Genomic DNA, 17,786 nt, shown 5'->3' on the forward strand with positions numbered 1-17,786 from the left:
CTTTTCAAAAGATGTTGTGTGTTCAACATCTAAAGTTTCTGCTTAATTTACCTGGGATACCAGATAGATTCTATGGTGTGGGCGATGGCATTTGCCGATTCTCTATTCTGATTATCCAGTAAAACGGTAACATGCCCTAACTTCCGCCCAGGACGTGATTCTGTCTTCCCATACCAGTGAAGGTGCGCCTGGGGAATCTCCGCTATTTGTTGACGCTGGCTTTGGTAGTCGCTGTGAGAATTTTCATACCCCAGTAGGTTGACCATTACAGCGCCAGCGCACTGCAAAGCTGGATTCCCTAAAGGTAAACCACAAACTGCTCTGAGGTGCTGTTCAAATTGAGAAGTTTCACAAGCGTCAATAGAAAAATGCCCAGAATTGTGGGTACGAGGCGCAATTTCATTTACCAGCACTTTGCCATCAGCGCTGAGAAATAGCTCAATTCCAAAAATTCCGACTACTTTTAGGCTATTTAATAGAGTATGTGCGATCGCTTCTATTTCTGCTACTTGATTGGGTGTAATATCAGCAGGCGCAATTACCCGCCGACAGACTTGTTGTTCTTGTTGGGTTTCCACTACTGGGTAAGTTACAATTTCTCCCTCCACAGAACGCGCTGCAATTATTGCTAGTTCTCTTTCAAAAGGGACAAATTCTTCTAACAAGAAAAATGATTCATTTAAAGGTTTTGTTATAGTTCCATAACTTAGCTTTTGCTCTAAAGTACCAAAATCTGGAATTATGAAAGTACCCTGACCATCATAACCGTGGCGGCGGGCTTTGAGGACTGCTGGAAAACCTAGATATTCTATTTTTGATTGGAGATTTTCCACCTCGTCAAGGGCGAAAAACTGAGGAACTGGTAAGCTCAAATCGCGTAAATAGCAACGCTGATGATATTTATCTAAAAGTGGAGCTAAAGCTTCTAAGCTGGGACGGAAACAAACGCCTTGCTGTGCTAAAAGAGATAAAGCTTGTAGATTAACAAATTCATTTTCAAAGGTGATGACATCGCATTTTTGAGCTAATATTTCTGTAGCACTTGCGTCATCAACTGGTGCGAAGACAGTTTCCTGAGCGATTGACACGGCCGGGTCGTGTTCGCTAGGAGTTTGTACTACTAATTCTACTCCTAGCTTCTGTGCTGCATCCGCCATCATCCAGGCAAGTTGTCCACCACCAATTACACCAACACGTTTCATTGACATCCTAGAGATTCACGAGTTTGCACACCTGTTTTGGAATTCACACCACTGGCTTTTCTACACAGTTCTTTGATTTGTGCCCGATCCAAAATTGCATCTGTAAAATCTGCACCGTCTATATTCACATCATTAAATATGGCACGGAGCAAAAGAGCTTCTTTGAAAATTGCATCACTCAAATCGGCCTTAGTCAAGTTTACCTGATCGACCATTGCATTCGTTAAATCTGCTCCGTGGAGATTTGCTTTTGTCATCACCGAAGCACTCATAACTGCTCCCCGCAAATCAGCGTTTGAAAAGTTAGCCAGTTCCATATTGGCGTTAGAAAACTCCGCAGCTTGCAAACTGTCACCAGAAAAATCACGTCTTGACAACTCTGCATTACTAAATGACAGTGGATGAGTCCAGTCTACTGCCAGCACGGGATCAGCCACGCACCAGATAATAATTGCAAGAAGGAACGCCAACCCTTGCCGCCAAAACATATCGAGAGTCAATTTGGTGTCTAATCGCTGCATTTAAGCTTACCGCATTTGAATATTAGCAAGACTGGCTAATTCTAATTGAGACTCGCAGCCTTGCTACTGGATTTGGGGGATGTGTATTTCCCTTGCTTAATATTTTGTAACGCAAAAAGGGCATAAGCTTCTCACTTTGAGCAAAATTATGCCTGCGACTTTGGGTAGAGAAAGGCAATCTACGAGCGTTCGCACTAAAGCAGGATGATAATTACGAAATAGCGATCGCAATGATTGAGTATAAATTACTTGTCACATCAAGCAAGCTTTCGCAAAACATAGAAGGGGAGCATAATATCACTCTTAATGATGAGAGAATTTAAAATCTCTAACTCTAAAGGAATATTTTTGCTGGATAAAACAATATCTACAACAGATGATGCCTAACACTTGTTGATTTGTTCACAATTATTCATTTTTAGATTTAAATTTCAGGATATAAAGAGTTTTATTAAGCAGTAATACTCACCAACTTATTTACAATTCTTGACTTACAACTTTCCAAGTAAAGTTTATTGTCTTTTAAATTAAACAGCCCCCATCAACTGCTAATCTTTTAATTAGTGAAAGCAAGGTTTGAGCGTAATTATAAGCGTTCCCAGTGCTTAACAAAGCTTAAAAATTGGATAATTAGCGTTAATTTTATAGCGATTAGTTAGTTCTTCAGGAATCTCTAAGAGTTTACATTCACCGAGTACACAACTTCCACAAACCGAACTCCCAAACCCGATGATGAATCATTACTCACTTCAATGGATTGAGGCATGGTGCCAAGAAAATGGCTGGACAGATTTATTTGTTGAGCGACGTAACAACTTCTGGGCTTTCCCTCCGGGTGGGGTAATGCCAGAACCAATCCCAGTTAATGTTCTCAGAGGGATTAAAGCTGAGAAGGGATTGACCTTTGAAGAAAGATTGTGGTCGATGTCCGCAGTGATTGGCACAATCATAGCTGTTCTTTTTACCTTTTGGTTTCAGTCGCCGATGCCATTAGTTTTGGCATTCGCTTTTAACGCCGTTACGGTGGCTCAATTTGAACTTGAAGATGCCTAAATTCTTGTTTTGGGCTTTGCGATTAAAAACTGCTCTTGTCTACTTTTAGCAAGAGCAGTTTTTAATTAAAGAAAAATAGATCATAATCAGCACAGTTTCAGCTATACATTTTTATTTTTTGGTCTTAACCGAACCGTATTAGGAGGCAAGAGGCAACAGTTAAGGAGCCTCTGTGAGTTGTACTGAAGTTTTCAGAATTCAAATATGAGTCCTATAGTTGTGTCTGCCGTTGTGTCATAGATGAGGAAAAAAGTACTCAGCAATCATCACTTTAACTCAGCTTTAATAACTTCAGGGTAAATCTAGCCTACATACACAGTATTTTAGGTATAAAACTTGTATTTAAATATATTTACTCTGATAAACTTGTGATGATCATTTCCTGGATGCTACCTTCTACAAGGTGACACAGGATTTGGAGCGGTTTTTTAACCATGAAGCACAGACACAAAGTAGCTTATAGCTTAATATCGCTGATCGGTTTCAATTTAATATCTACCTTAGCTGCATTTGATCCCGCGATGGCTGCGCCAACGCCAAAGGCGATCGCTACATTACCGAGAACCCCAGATAAAAGTGTGAACTGCGAGATTTTAGTTGTGGGTGGTGGACTATCTGGTGTCGCCACAGCTTACGAAGGTTTGCTAGCAGGACGAACGGTTTGCCTCACGGAAATTACTGACTGGCTGGGAGGACAAATTTCTTCTCAAGGGACATCTGCGTTAGACGAACGCCCAACTCAGCGTGCCCTAAAATTCTATTCTCGTGGCTACCTGGAATTGCGAAACCGCATTGGGCGTAAATACGGTAAACTTAACCCCGGTGACTGTTGGGTAAGTGAATCCTGCTTTCTTCCCCGCGATGCTCACGCCATTTTGACCGATATGCTCAAAGATGCCGAAAAGCAGGGTAAAGGGAAGTTGCAATGGTTTCCCAACACAGTAATTAAGGATTTGGAAATTGCTGCTGATGGCAAAATAATTAATAGTGCGATCGCTATCCAACATCAACCACCAAAAGGCGCACCACCTCTCAACACTTTTACTTTATCTCAAAGTATTGAAGATTCTTATAGTTACGAAAACTCATCTCGATTTACTAAAACTATTCTCCGTTTTCTCCCCAAGGAAGCGAAAGGGGATGCTCCTAAATGGTACGTCGTAGACGCGAGCGAAACTGGAGAAATTATTGCCCTTGCTGATGTTCCCTACCGATTAGGTATTGATGCCCGTTCTTACCTAGAACCTTCTGCTTCTAGCACCAATAACGACCCTTATTGCCCTCAAGGATTTACCTACACCTTTGCAATGGAGGCAACTAAGGAACCGCAACCCCAGGCAATGCCCCCCTTCTATTTACAATATGCACCATATTTTAGCTATGAATTAACCCGACTGGCTAACTTTGATTTAGTTTTCACTTATCGTCGCATTTGGAGTCCAACCAAAGGGAAACCAGCAAAATTCGGAGGTGTAAGTTTTACCGCTCCTACACTAGGGGACATCTCCATGCAAAACTGGACTTGGGGTAACGATTACCGCCCTGGAACAGCCCAAGATAACCTAATTTACAGTCGCCAACAGTTACAAAGTACTGGACAGTTAAACCCAGGTGGCTGGATGGGAGGATTGAGGACAGAAACCCTCCGCAAAGCTGAGGAAAATGCCCTCTCTTTCTATTACTGGTTAGTAGCTGGGACTACAGATTCCAAACTGGGGGAGGGTGTTAAGCAGCAGCAAAGCAATAACCGCTTTGTTTCGGGTTTAAATTCGCCAATGGGAACAGTGCATGGCTTATCGAAATATCCCTATATGCGCGAGGCACGGCGCATCATTGGCCGCCCCAGTTGGGGACAATCTGGTGGCTTTGGTATTTGGGAAATTGATATTTCTCGCCGAGATTACAACGATCAGTATTACTCCAAGACTCTGCCAGAAGATATGTATCGGAGGCTACGAGCAGCAGTTGCAGGTTTGGAAGCAATATCAGTAATTGAAGGTAAAGTCCCACCAGACAAAGCAATGCGACGGACTCGTTCTACCATCTTCCCCGATGCTGTGGGTATTGGTCACTACGCTATAGACTTCCATCCTTGTATGGTGAATAGTCCCCCAGAAGCCCCTGGTAACACAGAACGTCCAGGTGAAAGGCGTGGTGCTGGCCAAGCTTATCCCTTCCAAATTGCTCTGAGGGCTATGATTCCTCAGAAAATTGATAATTTGCTGGTAGGTGGCAAAAGCATTGCTACTAGTCATATTGCTGCTGCTGCCTATCGAGTCCATTCCTTTGAATGGTCGTCTGGCGCAGCTGCAGGAACTGTTGCTAGTTTTGCCATCAAAAATGCGATCGCACCCTACCAACTAGTCGATGATTTACCCAAACAAGAGCCACAACTCGAAGCTCTCAAACGGCTTTTGCAACAAAATGGCAACCCCACCGCTTTCCCCGATACATCCATTTTTAACGAAAACTGGGATAATTGGCGGTAGATAGTTATTGGTCATTTGTCATTGGTCATTTGTTAAAACAAAGGACAAAGGACAAATGACAATGGACAAGTGACAATGGACTAAACTAGTTACTTGTAGTTTTGTAAAATCTTATTGACCAATTGTTCTATGGTTAGGAACCTTTCAGCAGATGTTTACGGGATGACCACAGCACCAACTATAACTCCTGAACGGTCTAGTCAAGTTACCCGTAAGACTTATCCGAATTACAAAGTGATTGTATTAAATGATGATTTTAATACATTCCAACATGTGGCTGAATGTTTGATGAAATATATTCCGGGAATGAGTGGCGATCGCGCGTGGGATCTGACTAATCAGGTACACTATGAAGGTCAAGCGATCGTTTGGGTCGGACCTCAAGAACCTGCGGAACTTTATCACCAGCAGCTGCGCCGAGCAGGTTTGACAATGGCACCTCTAGAAGCAGCTTAATTATTATGGGCAAACCCACCGCAGATTCCCTCCGGGCGGCTTCTCTACGAGACGCTACGCGAACACAAAAAGCTGCCAGACTGGTTTGGAATCACTCGACACACCTTTCTGGTCTTATCCCAATTTTAGAACGTCTTTGTCAGCAGGATGGTATCCAAACGGTAACGCCAGGAGTGATTGGGCGGGCAAGAGGTCATTGTCCAAAAATGCAACTGCGTGTCTCGGTACCGATTCGCGGTGGCTATAAAGTAATCGCACGGCAGGGGAAGACGGTACAAGAAGTGTTTATTTTAACTCCTTTGGCGCAGTCAGAACTGGAAACGGCATTAGCGATCGCAATGAAATCTTGATCGTTCCCCATGCCCAATGTCTATTCTTCAACACGGTGGACTGCAAATTTGTGTAGTGGCAGACTAACAATGCACGAAAAAGTTAAGAAATATGACAGAGCGGTAGTTATTTTCAAAGTCATAACTACAGATTCCCATTCGGGTAAAATCATTTTCTCTATGCCAAAAGCTAAACAGTAAACTAGCCAATAAGTAAAGCTCATTCTAAACAGAATCACTTCTGTTTCTTCCACGTCACTTTTTTGTTGCTTACTGTCCCACAGTAACACCAGTCCAACAATGCAAGCTACAAAGGAAACAGCAACTACAAATTCGTGACAAAATATATTTAACGAATGCATTTGTGTTTATTCCCACATTATTCAGTTAAAGATCAGTCTAAAGGAATATTCCTTGGGGAAATACAAATTATTTACAAACCTCAATAGAGGAATGTTTTTTTTGTAAACAAATGCAACAAAAATTGTTGTTTTGCAAATATAAATATTGTTTAAGAGTTTAATTGGAGTTTCAAGCAATTTGTTAGATATTGCATTAAGAATGGCTGAACAAGAAAATACCCATTCTGGAGTTCAATAAGCGATCGCTTGCTACATTTTCTTAAGTTTGCTGCTTGGCGATCGCCGCAAAAAGCGAATTTTCCCCTTAAAATCCCTTTTCTAACTTCTTATCTCTGTGTTATCTGTGCCTGGAATAGTTAAATAAATTCACTTTTAAACCACAGAGGCACAGAAAAGCCAGTGCGTTGGGGAGCCACTGGCGCGACACAGAGAAAAAGAAGAGATTTTTGCAGTCGCCTTGAAAGGGTTACTACGGGGAGTTTATTGCGTCCATCTTCATACAGAATTGCTCTAAGAACAATTTTCTGCTAACTGTTCGCAAGCACCAATACTTACCCAGCGACTAGAACCATCTTCCCAATGTTCTTTCTTCCATATAGGTGCATTGTGCTTGAGGGTATCAATAGCATACTGGCAAGCTTCAAACGCCTCACTCCGATGAGGGCAACCCACTGCTACTAAAACGCTAATTTCTCCAACTTGTAAACGTCCGATGCGATGATGAATTGCTACTCGATTTACATCAGATGTAGATAAACGAATATCAGCAGCAATTTGATAAAATATCTGCAATGCCATTGGTTCATAAGCTTGATACTCCAAGGCAACCACTGGTTTCCCGTCGGTTTGATTGCGAACCATTCCACTCATCAAAACTAAGGCACCGTTAGCTGGATCGTCAGACTTAGTGTAAATCTCTTCGAGAGACAATGGTGCAAAGCTAATGGTAAAACTATCTTCATCTCTTGGTTTAACACGAGAGGTAAGTGTAGTTGTCATAACTGTGTCAAGTTAATATTGTGTGGGCTTTTTCTATTTTCCCTGAACAAAGCACTGCTGATGTATGTTTAGTTGCTCTTGCTAATGCTTTTGAGCAAAACGAGAATTTTTTAGATCGATAATTATATTACCCATTATGAAACTAATCAAGGGTTAAAATTATCTTTTCATGAGTAAGTGGGCAAGAATAATTTAATGTATGTAAAGAAATGTATTATCATCGTTATCTAGGCGATCGCAGTCATATCTACCTTTAATCTCTTGATTGAAAAAGCTGCCAACTGAGTCAGAGGAATGTAAATCTTCCCAGGTATCCTCGTCTACGCCTAAGTACTGATAAACAGATCCACTTTGAAACTCAACTTGCAAAATTTGTTCGTTGCGATCGTATCCTACAGCGATCGCCATTGATGAGACAACTGGTAGCATGACAATTGGTTCTTCTTCAAAAGGTAGTGCAGTCGTTTCGGCAATCGCCTCGTTCAGTTCTTGCAATCCTTCATAAGCTTGTACTGGCGCTGGAATTTCCAAAAACTCTAGTTCGTCACCTCGATCTAGCAACAACTGCAAATATCCACCAGAGTGAGCGATCGCGACTAAACTGCTCAAGTCTACTTTAGATAGCTTCATTTATTTTGTACTCTCTTGTTGGCGTAGTCGGGTGTTTAAAGTTTTATGCAACACGCAAGTATTTTAGTAGTACTAATATACTATTAAAGCGTTTTGCTGTCAAGTGATGCCAACACTGATGTGGAAATACTGACGATTCAGCTTGGGGCAATGGGCGTGTTTGAGTCACCTTAGTTGTGCAAGTCAAAACCATGTAGAGACGTAAAATTTTACGTCTCTACATGATTCATACCTGTATTCAACAATGCATTTGAATCTACCCAGAGACAACAGCAGAGTTTATCTCATGAAACTCGGATTTCTCAGTTTGCAAGTAACGATAAAGACGATTCAAGGCGTTGATATGGGCGTAAGCTGCTGCTACCACGATATCAGTATCAGATGCTTGTCCAGAGAATATCCGCTCTTGATGTTTCAAGCGAACTGTAACTGTTCCTAGTGCATCAATCCCTCCAGTCACAGATTGGACGGAAAATTCAATTAGTTGATTGGGAATCTGCACCAATCGATTGATTGCTTGATACACCGCATCCACTGGGCCAGTGCCTACACTCGCATCTGTGAGGATTTTACCATCGGGGGTAACAATTGTAATGGTTGCAGTTGGGCAAGTGCAGTCACCACAAATTACCTGAACGTGTTCGATTTGGAAGCCACTTTCTACTTGAATCTGCGTTTCATCTCGAACGATCGCTTCTAAATCCCAATCTGAGATTTCTTTTTTCTTATCGGCGACATCTTTGAATCGATTGAAGGCTTTATTCAAGTCCGCCTCGTTCAATTCAAACCCCAATTCCTTGAGCCTGGTACGAAAAGCATTTCGTCCAGAGTGCTTGCCCAAAACAATACGATTTTCTGGCAAACCGATCGCAGCAGCTTCCATAATTTCATAAGTCTGGCGATGCTTGATAATCCCATCTTGGTGAATACCAGACTCATGGGCGAAAGCGTTTGCTCCCACGATCGCCTTATTGGGCTGAATCAGCATCCCAGTTAATTGGGAAACCAAGGATGAGGTTTTATAAATCTCCTGAGTCTTAATATTAGTCAGAGGTGTATCAGCATCAACCGGACGACCAAAGTAAGGATTGAAAAATGGTTTGCGAACTTGCAACGCCATCACAATCTCTTCTAATGCTGCATTTCCAGCCCGTTCTCCAATACCATTAATCGTACATTCCACCTGACGCACACCATATTCAATTGCTGCCAAAGCGTTAGCTGTCGCCAAACCCAAATCATTTTGAGTGTGAATCGAAAGAATCACCCCATCGATATTAGGAACATGTTCTCGAATTCCTTGAATTAGAGTTCCGATTTCCTTGGGTGTGCAGTAACCAACGGTATCAGGAATGTTGATTGTAGTTGCACCTGCTGCGATCGCCGCCTCCAAAACTTCATACAGGAACTCTGGTTCAGTGCGGCTGGCATCCATTGGTGAAAATTCTACATCGTCTACAAACGACTTAGCATAAGCAACCATTTCTGATGCGATCGCTAATACTTCGCTGCGAGACTTTTTCAACTGATATTTCAGGTGAATATCAGAGGTAGAAATCATCGTGTGGATTCTGGGACGAGCCGCTCCCTTCAAGGCTTCGGCGGCGGCGTGAATATCCTGGCGAATGGCTCTAGCTAAACTGCAAATGATTGGTCCACCAGGTATTCCAACTTGTTCAGCAATGGTTTTAACAGCTTGAAAATCTCCCGGACTAGCAACGGCAAAACCTGCTTCAATCACATCGACACCAAGGAGAGCTAGTTGATGAGCGATCGCCAGCTTTTCTTCTACATTGAGGGTTGCGCCCGGTGACTGTTCGCCATCCCGTAGCGTGGTGTCGAAGATGATAACTCGGTCTGGTTGAGATGTGATGCTCATAACTGTCTCCCGTGGTATTGAAGGGATGTTTAAAAACTTACTTTGGATATTGTATACAATTTTTTAATTTTGTATACAATATCCAATATGAACTTAAATGACTTAGCAGCCAATGTGCTGCAACAACAACGCAGTACCCCAGATTTAATTGCCGATGCTTTGCGGGAAGCGATTCTGCGGGGCATTTTTCAGGAAGGACAATCTCTAAGACAGGATGAAATCGCCACTCAGTTTGGAGTTAGTCGTATTCCCGTGCGTGAAGCGCTCAAGCAGCTAGAAGCAGAAGGATTGGTGACACTGCATCTAAATCGTGGTGCGATCGTATCGGTGTTGACAGCACAAGAGGCGCAAGAAATTTGTGAAATTCGCAGCGCTTTGGAAGTGAAAGCGATGCAATTAGCAATACCCAAGTTCAGGGAAACGGATATAGAAAAAGCTGCTGTGATTCTGGAAGCGACAGATCAAGCAACTGATGCAGGTATGTTAGCAAAACTTAACTGGGAATTTCATGCGACGCTGTACGCCACTGCTGAACGTCCCCGGTTGTTGGGGATGATTAAAACTTTACACGTTAATTGCGATCGCTATGTTCGCGTACAATTAACGCAGATGGATTACCAAGAGCGATCGCAAAAAGAACACTATCAACTCTTAGATGCTTGTCAAAAGCAGGATACAAAAACTGCTGTCAGGTTACTGAAACGACACATTGACACCGCAGGAGAACAGCTAATTGCATACTTGCAGCAAATTGCTCAGAAACGCTGATTATTTAATGATCTACTAGAACAGACTAAACGGGAAATTTCCACTATTCTGTTCAACAAACCTCTTCCTCCCTTGAACTAAGGTTCAACCATGAAAAAACTGATCCAACGGATTAAAAGATTGCTGCAACGTATCTTCAAGAGGTTTGCATCCAATTTTCAGCAGACATTGCCCTTAATAAATTCTCGCCCTTTAGAAACTTCTATTCCCAGTGTTCCTCCCCGATGGGAGTCTGGTTTGGTGCTTGTGTGTTCACAATGTGGAAACGAGCGCTCAAATAGTTTTCATCCAACTAGCAAAAGCTCAACAGCTTCCGAAGACCTAGAGAATTGGTTAAAATCTCGTTTAAAATTTGATGGATTATGGGGTGAATTTCGGGTAGTTAGTACCAGTTGTTTAGGAGTTTGTCCAAAATCTGGCATTACTGTCGTTATTGTAAGTAATCGAAGTGGCGGTAATAGTCCATGCTTAATTATAGATCCTCGGAGCGATCGCGAACTTCTTTACTCATACATCAAACAGAATAAAAAGTAAAAAGTAAAGGTACTTTTTACTTTTTATTTTTGCCTTATCGCTGTAAAAAATTATTTATTGAAACCAGACATTTTTGGTCTTACAAATGTAGCTGAGGAATTACTGCTTCGGGCATTAGCATTTGAGGAATTAACTGTCGGTGAACTAAGATTCAAGAAATCGATGAGTTTGAGAGTACGTTTACGAATTTTCCAGCGCCCATTTATGTTGACAACTTGATCTTCATAGGTGCCATTGGCAACATCAATGCTAGTTTCCGAACGCTTGTGAGTCGCATGGAGATAAGAGGTCATCATTGCTTTATTATTCTCAATTGAAATGTTGATCGTACCCATCAAATGTTGGGTAGCTGTATAACCATTTCCTTGGAATACTGAATAGACAAAATCTGCCCAAGCATCTGTCCCATAATTTGTTTGAGTTGTCCCATCAGGAAAAATGGCAGTCAGGACTGCATCTTGAGTAAAACAATCCCGATAAATATTTTTTCCCTCAAGGAGATTTCCTCTACCAATAGCATCAGTTCCCAGTGCGTAACAGGATGTTAGTTTTTGAATTTCTAATTCTGCGTTAGGTTGAGTTGCACTTGCTAATTCAAACCTACCTCCAATAAACAGCACAAGAATAACTGCAAGGACAATCAATGTAATCTGATTGAACAAAAACGAGATGGCCTTTGGAACTATTCGCCCACCTTCTCTTCTTTTTTCCACAGTATAACCACCTTAATTTTTACAATTTTCGCATCTTATAACTTCCTGTAAACTCAATTTACGGCTGATATGTTAGCTGATAAAAACTAGACTAAAGTTCTTGCATATTTAGTTAGAGTTTATTTTTATATCAGTTAGTAAATGAGAAAGATAGTACAAGATTTGATGTATACAATTAGTTATTATGATAGCAGGCACTACGTAAAGTTTTAAGTGCCAAATTAGACTAATTTTGTATTGATTTGGTTAAGTAATGATGTTACCAGTTGCATAGTTTTTAACAGCAAGATAACCTTTACTTTAGCAAGCTTTAAAAATAGGATGTAATGAATTATTCCTGACAAACAAAATACCCGAATTATCAAATAATTCGAGTATCGGTTGCTATAGCTTTGCTAATCTATCTCTATCATGAGAGATTATTATCCCAGAACGGGAATAGAAATTATAAATCCTGTTCCTTGTCCCAAAACTGATTCACAAATCAAACTTCCACCATGATTTTCTATTATAATTTGGCGACTAATAGATAATCCTAATCCCGTACCTTTTCCTACGCATTTGGTTGTAAATAGATTTTCAAAGATACAAGCTTTAACTTCTTCTGACATTCCTTTAGCATTATCTTGAATCTTAATTATCAGATTATTATTCTCTTCTATCTTGGTTAAGATAGTAATAATATTTGGATAGTTTTCTTGAACTTCCATAAAACTACGGCCGATATTTGCTTCTTCTAAAGCATCAATTGCATTTGCAATAATATTCATAAATACCTGATTTAATTGTCCTAAATAGCATTTCACTAATGGAATATTTCCATACTCCTTAATGACTTGAATCGCTGGACGGTTATGATCGGCTTTCAAACGATGCTGTAAAATCAACAAAGTACTATCAATACCTTCATGGATATTAGCTAATACTTTAGAGGTAGTATCGGCGCGTGAAAAAGTACGGAGAGAAGTACTAATATTGCGAATGCGCTGTGTTCCTACCGTCATACCATCAATCATTTTGGGTAAATCTTTTAGCAGGAAATCTATATCTATTTCTTCGGCTTTTTCTTCAATCTCAGCACCAGGATTCGGGAACTTTTCTCGGTATAGTTGCAGATAGTCTATTAAATCATGAACAGTATCTTTTGCTTGGGCGATACTACCTGTAATAAAACCAACTGGATTGTTGATTTCATGTGCTACGCCTGCAACTAAATTTCCCAAAGAAGACATTTTTTCACTTTGAATAAGTTGTAATTGTGCCTCTTGTAAATCTTTGATTGACTGTTCTAATTCTCTAGATTTGTCTTGTTCTCTTGTGTACAAGCGGGCATTTTGTATGGCAATAGCCATTTGAGAAACCAAGACTTTTAATACCTCTATTCTCTCTGTAACAAAAGCTCCTGATGACAACTGATTTTCTAAATAAATAATTCCTGTAAGCTGTGATTGGTAAATTATGGGCAAGCAAAAGATTGATTTTATTTTAGATTCCTGAATATAAATATCAAGGTTAAATGGTTCTGTAATTATTGCATCATTCAATACAAGATATTGCTGGGTGCGAAAAACGTAATTAATCACAGAGAGTGGTAAATCTTGATAGGTCTCAACAGGAATAGAGTGTAAAACTATTGCTACATTGTCGATAGCATTTCCAGAAGCTTCGATATATAGTTGATTATCTTTAAGTAGGAGTAGTACTGCTTTTTGAGCCGCAGCATTTTCTAGTAAAATTTTGATTAGCTTGCTCAACAAATTCTCTAAAACAATTTCATTGGTAATCGCTTGCGAAAACTTGATGAATGTATTAAAGTCTAAAAAATCGCTTAAACTACTACTATTACTAGTTGTGGTAGTGGTGAGATGAATTGTATCTATTTTGGAAGTAGTAATTTCTACAGTAGTAGTTTGTCCTACTAGAAAAGCATACTTCGATTCTAAGTATTTAACTTTAGCGATCGCACCCCAACGAATATAGGCATAATAAGCTTTAGTGATATAGGTTTGATGAATTAACTCTTTACCTAGAGATTGATAAAATTTTCCTGCTAACTCATAGCCTAAAGCTTCTTCTTGGAGAAAACCATTCTCTTGAGATTTGGCAATAGAATTTTCATAGTAGTCCATTGCTTCGAGCTTTTGACCCAAAATCCGATACCGTTCTGCCTCCACGAGATAAAATCTATGTAAGTGATTCGTGGGAGCGTGAGTAGCCCAGAGTTCCATTTTTTGCTGGTTAGCTTGGACTTTTTCTAGAATAGCTTGCCTCTCCGACTCTTTAGCAGTATGATGTATAGCCAAGTGTGCTAAAGAATCGTAAAAATAGAACAGTGGAACAACAAACAGCCCTGTGACACCACCTAAAGATTTTTCTGCGATCGCAGCATTTTCTACAGCTTTAAAATACTCCCCAAATATGTAAGAGAGCATTAGTTTATTGACAAATAAATGATTAATTGTGTAAAGATCATTTACTTGCTGATGAATTGGCAGCATACTTTGCTCGTCGTAAGCTTGGCCAATTAAACAGTCTACATTTTCAAAACTTCCTTTCAAGTTCAGGACTGTTTGCAAATATACTGAGTTCCAAGTGAAAGCTACTTGTTGCTTGATTTTCTTCAGCGAATCACAGTAAGCTATCAGTTCTTTTTCTAGAACCCAAAGTTCCTTACCTAGCCAAAATGAATGATAGGGATAAATGTAACCACAATAGCCAGCATATTCTAAATCTCCAGTTTCTAGACCACTAGCATATCCAGACATTGATGATGTTAATGTCTCCCTAACATGCTCTTTCCAGTGCATAACATGAGCGCTAACAACCGTCAGAATCTTAGCTTTGAGTTCTTCAGCATTAAATTGTGACACCAAACTAGAAGCTAATTTACCAAATTCATAGCCAGAATTAATTTCTCCTTGAACTCCACAAAGAAGTAAGCCATAAAGACTATAACCATACCCGGATACAGCCGTATTGCCATAGTTTAAGGACAAATTGACCATTTTACAGACAATAATTGGCATCATTGCAGGAGCCGTTTGAAAAGCCGCAGGAAGAACTCCCATTAAGATTCTCATAGCTGCAATCTTGTTAGGATCAGACATTAATGGTAAGTTAATTAAATCTGCTATGGCTTTACCTTTCAAAGAAACAGCAATTTCATCCATCCCCTGCTGAATATCAGTTGATGTCGGTTCATCTGGAAAACTTATTCCTAACAATTTTAGAATTGATACTGCTATCTGAATGGCTTCCAGTTGTTTGCTTTGAATGATAGAAGCGATAATCTGTACTTCATAGACTTTCACTTTATCTAGAAGAATTTTGGCTTCTTGCTGCACCACCTCAGCCCATTGCTGCATCTGCTCAAAATTACCGCCCAGATAGGCTGCTTCTGCGGCTCCTTCATATAGTCCTATGGTTAAGGTATATTCAGTTTGCCAAGCGTCTATACTTAAAAGTTCTATCCCATTTGTAAAGTACTTAAGCGCAGCTTCATAAGCTGTAGAAGCTTTAGCTTTTCGGCCTGCAATTAAGTTTAATCGTGCCAATTCAGTTTTATCAAATTGTTCTATTAGGTTAACAATACCTACATTCAACTGATTAACTATATCAAAAATATTAGCTTCTATTTCCTCTTTTGGAATATTTTGTAGAAGCAATTGTCCAATTTTTAAGTGAGTAGATTTCTTGAGTTCTTCTGGGATCAGCGAATATGCTGCTTGTTGTACTCTATCATGTAAGAACTTGTAACCAACTCGTGAAGTGTCGAAATTTAAATTAACCGCTTCTTCTTGATTAAAAACTAAAGGAATACGGTAAGCTTCACTTAAAGGTAGAATTAATCCCGCTTGCAAAGCTGAGTGTAAATCATTGGCTGTCAAAGAAGCTGATTTTTCATTGACTATCGATAAAACATCAAGACTAAATCTGTCACCCACACAAGCTGCTAATTTTAAAACATCTTGGGTAGATTTTGGTAGTTTCTCAACTCGACTGGCAACTAGCTCAACTACGTTTTTGTCGGTAATTCCAATTGCTTGAATATCCTTTAAATTCCATTGCCATTGAGCCTTAATAAAGTCAAACTTCAAAAGTTTTTCTTGATGAAGTGCCTGAATAAGTTGTGTGAGAAAAAATGGATTTCCACCTGTTTTATTAGAAACTAATTCAGCTAGTTGGATAGTTCTATTGCTAAAAGTGCTGTATTCGGAATCACGATTAACATCTGCTTCTTGTAAAGTTTCTGCAACTAGCTGAGTCACATTCTCTAAATTTAAAGGTTGCAATATAATATTATTAACAACTGTGCCAGTATTCTTAATTTCTTCTATTATTTGAATTAAAGGATATGCTGTATTAACTTCATTATCTCTATATGCACCAATGAATAATAGATGTTTGCTGTCAGTATCAGTTACAAGTAGTTGAATTAGATTCAATGTGGCTGAATCTGCCCATTGCAAATCATCTAAAAATATGACTAAGGGGTGTTGTTTTTGGGTAAAAACTTGGATAAATTCTTTAAAAACTCGATTGAAGCGGTTTTGTGATTCTGTTGCACCAATTTGGGCAACGTCTGGCTGTATACCAATAATTAATTCTACTTCTGGAATTACGTCAGTAATAACTTTACCATTTGTTCCTAAAGCTGATAATATTTTTTCACGCCAGCTTTCTATTTTTTCATTATTCTCTGTCAGTAAATACCGCATTAAATAAGCAAAAGCTTGAATTAAAGAAGCATAAGGTATATTTCGTTTTAATTGGTCAAATTTACCAGAAATAAAGTAACCTTGTCTGCGAGTAATGGGTTTATTAACTTCGTTAACTAAAACTGATTTACCAATACCTGAATAACCAGAAACTAGCATCATCTCACTAGTTCCAGATGTAACGCGTTCAAATGCAGCTAGCAGTTCATTAACTTGGCTTTCACGACCATATAATTTTTGAGGAATTAATAGCTGGCTTAAGACATCTAAACGACCTGGAACAAAATCAGTAATTATACCCTGAGATTTAAACTGGTTAAGACATAACTCTAAGTCTGCTAATAATCCTGTAGTACTTTGATATCTGTCTTCAGCATTTTTCGCCATCAACTTCAGCACAATTTCTGAGATGGCGTTAGGAATTGTTGGATTTAATAACTGTGGATTTATCGGTTGAACAGCAATATGGCTATAAACTAGTTCTAAGGGATCTTGACTAAAAAATGGTGTTTTCTCGGTGAGCATTTCATATAAAGTCACGCCAAGAGAATAAAAGTCAGTGCGATAATCAAGAATACGATTCATTCTCCCCGTTTGTTCAGGAGACATGTAGGCAAGTGTGCCTTCAACGCAGTTAGGATTATTAAATTGGGGATTTTCCTTATTGAGGCGGGTGGCTATACCAAAGTCAGTGAGTTTAACAATACCTGTCTGGGAGTTAACAATTATGTTGCTAGGCTTGATATCTTTATGAATAATCTGGTGTTTATGTAAATAATCTAGAGCTTTAGTCAGTTGAATAGCAATATTTAAATGGTTAATTAAGTCAAGTTTTTCTGTCTGAAGAATTTGGGCTAAAGATTGACCACCAAAGTCTTCTAACAACAGTCCCACACGATTAGCAAAGGTTTCTAGACTAATGGCTTTAACTATGTTGGGATGTTCTAAACCTTGCTGAATTTGATACTCATTTTTCAGGCGAGTAAAGGCTTCAAGGGTAGGATATTCATTTTTAAGCAACTTGAGGATAACTCGCTGTTGCGTTTTTGGCATTTGTGTTTGATAAATAATTGTTTGGATTCCTTCGTGGAGAGTTGAGTTGATTGGGTATCCAGTACGATTTGGCATTGATT

14 protein-coding genes are annotated in these 17,786 nt (G+C 39.6%); 6 read left to right on the top strand and 8 right to left on the bottom strand.

Translation table 11 applies throughout. From position 1 onward, the window contains the following. Positions 1 to 47 precede the first annotated feature (47 nt). On the bottom strand, positions 48 to 1,202 hold the full coding sequence (locus NPUN_RS20550; protein WP_012410417.1) for a 5-(carboxyamino)imidazole ribonucleotide synthase: 1,155 nt from the start codon (positions 1,200 to 1,202) through the stop codon (positions 48 to 50). Then, positions 1,199 to 1,690 carry a pentapeptide repeat-containing protein gene (locus tag NPUN_RS20555; protein WP_041566323.1) on the bottom strand — a complete coding sequence of 164 codons (492 nt, stop codon included), beginning with the start codon at positions 1,688 to 1,690 and terminating at the stop codon, positions 1,199 to 1,201. Before NPUN_RS20555 ends, NPUN_RS20550 begins: the two co-directional genes overlap by 4 nt. 762 nt (positions 1,691 to 2,452) lie before the next feature. On the opposite strand from NPUN_RS20555, the gene NPUN_RS20560 reads away from it, so the two are divergent. From NPUN_RS20560 to NPUN_RS20575, 4 genes are all read left to right on the top strand, one after another. Then, a complete protein-coding gene (locus NPUN_RS20560) occupies positions 2,453 to 2,776 on the top strand; it encodes a slr1957 family protein (protein WP_012410419.1) in 324 nt (107 codons plus the stop codon). A 434-nt stretch (positions 2,777 to 3,210) separates the two neighbouring features. After that, positions 3,211 to 5,265 (top strand): FAD-dependent oxidoreductase, encoded by a 2,055-nt coding sequence (locus NPUN_RS20565; protein ID WP_012410420.1) that lies wholly within the window; start codon positions 3,211 to 3,213, stop codon positions 5,263 to 5,265. Positions 5,266 to 5,394: 129 nt separating this feature from the next. Continuing rightward, complete coding sequence (clpS, locus tag NPUN_RS20570) at positions 5,395 to 5,721, top strand: ATP-dependent Clp protease adapter ClpS (protein ID WP_012410421.1); 327 nt, start codon at positions 5,395 to 5,397, stop codon at positions 5,719 to 5,721. Positions 5,722 to 5,726: 5 nt separating this feature from the next. Next, the gene (locus NPUN_RS20575; RefSeq protein ID WP_012410422.1) at positions 5,727 to 6,071 is read left to right on the top strand and encodes a DUF2103 domain-containing protein; all 345 of its coding nucleotides are present in this window, start codon (positions 5,727 to 5,729) and stop codon (positions 6,069 to 6,071) included. 20 nt (positions 6,072 to 6,091) lie between these two features. Here NPUN_RS20575 and NPUN_RS20580 read toward each other — a convergent pair whose 3' ends face one another. The 4 genes from NPUN_RS20580 to NPUN_RS20595 form a co-directional block, all read right to left on the bottom strand. Beyond that, on the bottom strand, positions 6,092 to 6,412 hold the full coding sequence (locus tag NPUN_RS20580) for a hypothetical protein (protein WP_012410423.1): 321 nt from the start codon (positions 6,410 to 6,412) through the stop codon (positions 6,092 to 6,094). A gap of 510 nt (positions 6,413 to 6,922) precedes the next feature. Next, the gene (locus tag NPUN_RS20585; protein ID WP_012410424.1) at positions 6,923 to 7,411 is read right to left on the bottom strand and encodes a molybdenum cofactor biosynthesis protein MoaE; all 489 of its coding nucleotides are present in this window, start codon (positions 7,409 to 7,411) and stop codon (positions 6,923 to 6,925) included. A gap of 192 nt (positions 7,412 to 7,603) precedes the next feature. Next, positions 7,604 to 8,041: a KTSC domain-containing protein gene (locus NPUN_RS20590; protein ID WP_012410425.1), complete on the bottom strand. Its 438-nt coding sequence runs from the start codon at positions 8,039 to 8,041 to the stop codon at positions 7,604 to 7,606. Positions 8,042 to 8,297: 256 nt separating this feature from the next. Beyond that, positions 8,298 to 9,914, bottom strand: a complete 1,617-nt coding sequence (locus NPUN_RS20595; RefSeq protein WP_202947570.1) for a 2-isopropylmalate synthase — start codon at positions 9,912 to 9,914, stop codon at positions 8,298 to 8,300. 93 nt (positions 9,915 to 10,007) lie between these two features. On the opposite strand from NPUN_RS20595, the gene NPUN_RS20600 reads away from it, so the two are divergent. Continuing rightward, positions 10,008 to 10,688: a GntR family transcriptional regulator gene (locus NPUN_RS20600; RefSeq protein WP_012410427.1), complete on the top strand. Its 681-nt coding sequence runs from the start codon at positions 10,008 to 10,010 to the stop codon at positions 10,686 to 10,688. Between the two features lie 90 nt (positions 10,689 to 10,778). Next, the gene (locus NPUN_RS20605; protein ID WP_012410428.1) at positions 10,779 to 11,222 is read left to right on the top strand and encodes a (2Fe-2S) ferredoxin domain-containing protein; all 444 of its coding nucleotides are present in this window, start codon (positions 10,779 to 10,781) and stop codon (positions 11,220 to 11,222) included. A 50-nt stretch (positions 11,223 to 11,272) separates the two neighbouring features. Here NPUN_RS20605 and NPUN_RS20610 read toward each other — a convergent pair whose 3' ends face one another. Both NPUN_RS20610 and NPUN_RS20615 read right to left on the bottom strand, forming a co-directional pair. Then, positions 11,273 to 11,935, bottom strand: coding sequence for a nuclear transport factor 2 family protein (locus NPUN_RS20610; protein ID WP_012410429.1), 663 nt, complete (start codon positions 11,933 to 11,935; stop codon positions 11,273 to 11,275). 422 nt (positions 11,936 to 12,357) lie between these two features. Beyond that, entirely contained in the window at positions 12,358 to 17,781 is a 5,424-nt protein-coding gene (locus NPUN_RS20615) for a trifunctional serine/threonine-protein kinase/ATP-binding protein/sensor histidine kinase (RefSeq protein ID WP_012410430.1), read from the bottom strand. Between the last annotated feature and the right edge of the window lie 5 nt (positions 17,782 to 17,786).

This window comes from Nostoc punctiforme PCC 73102 (assembly GCF_000020025.1).
Classification (GTDB): domain Bacteria; phylum Cyanobacteriota; class Cyanobacteriia; order Cyanobacteriales; family Nostocaceae; genus Nostoc; species Nostoc punctiforme.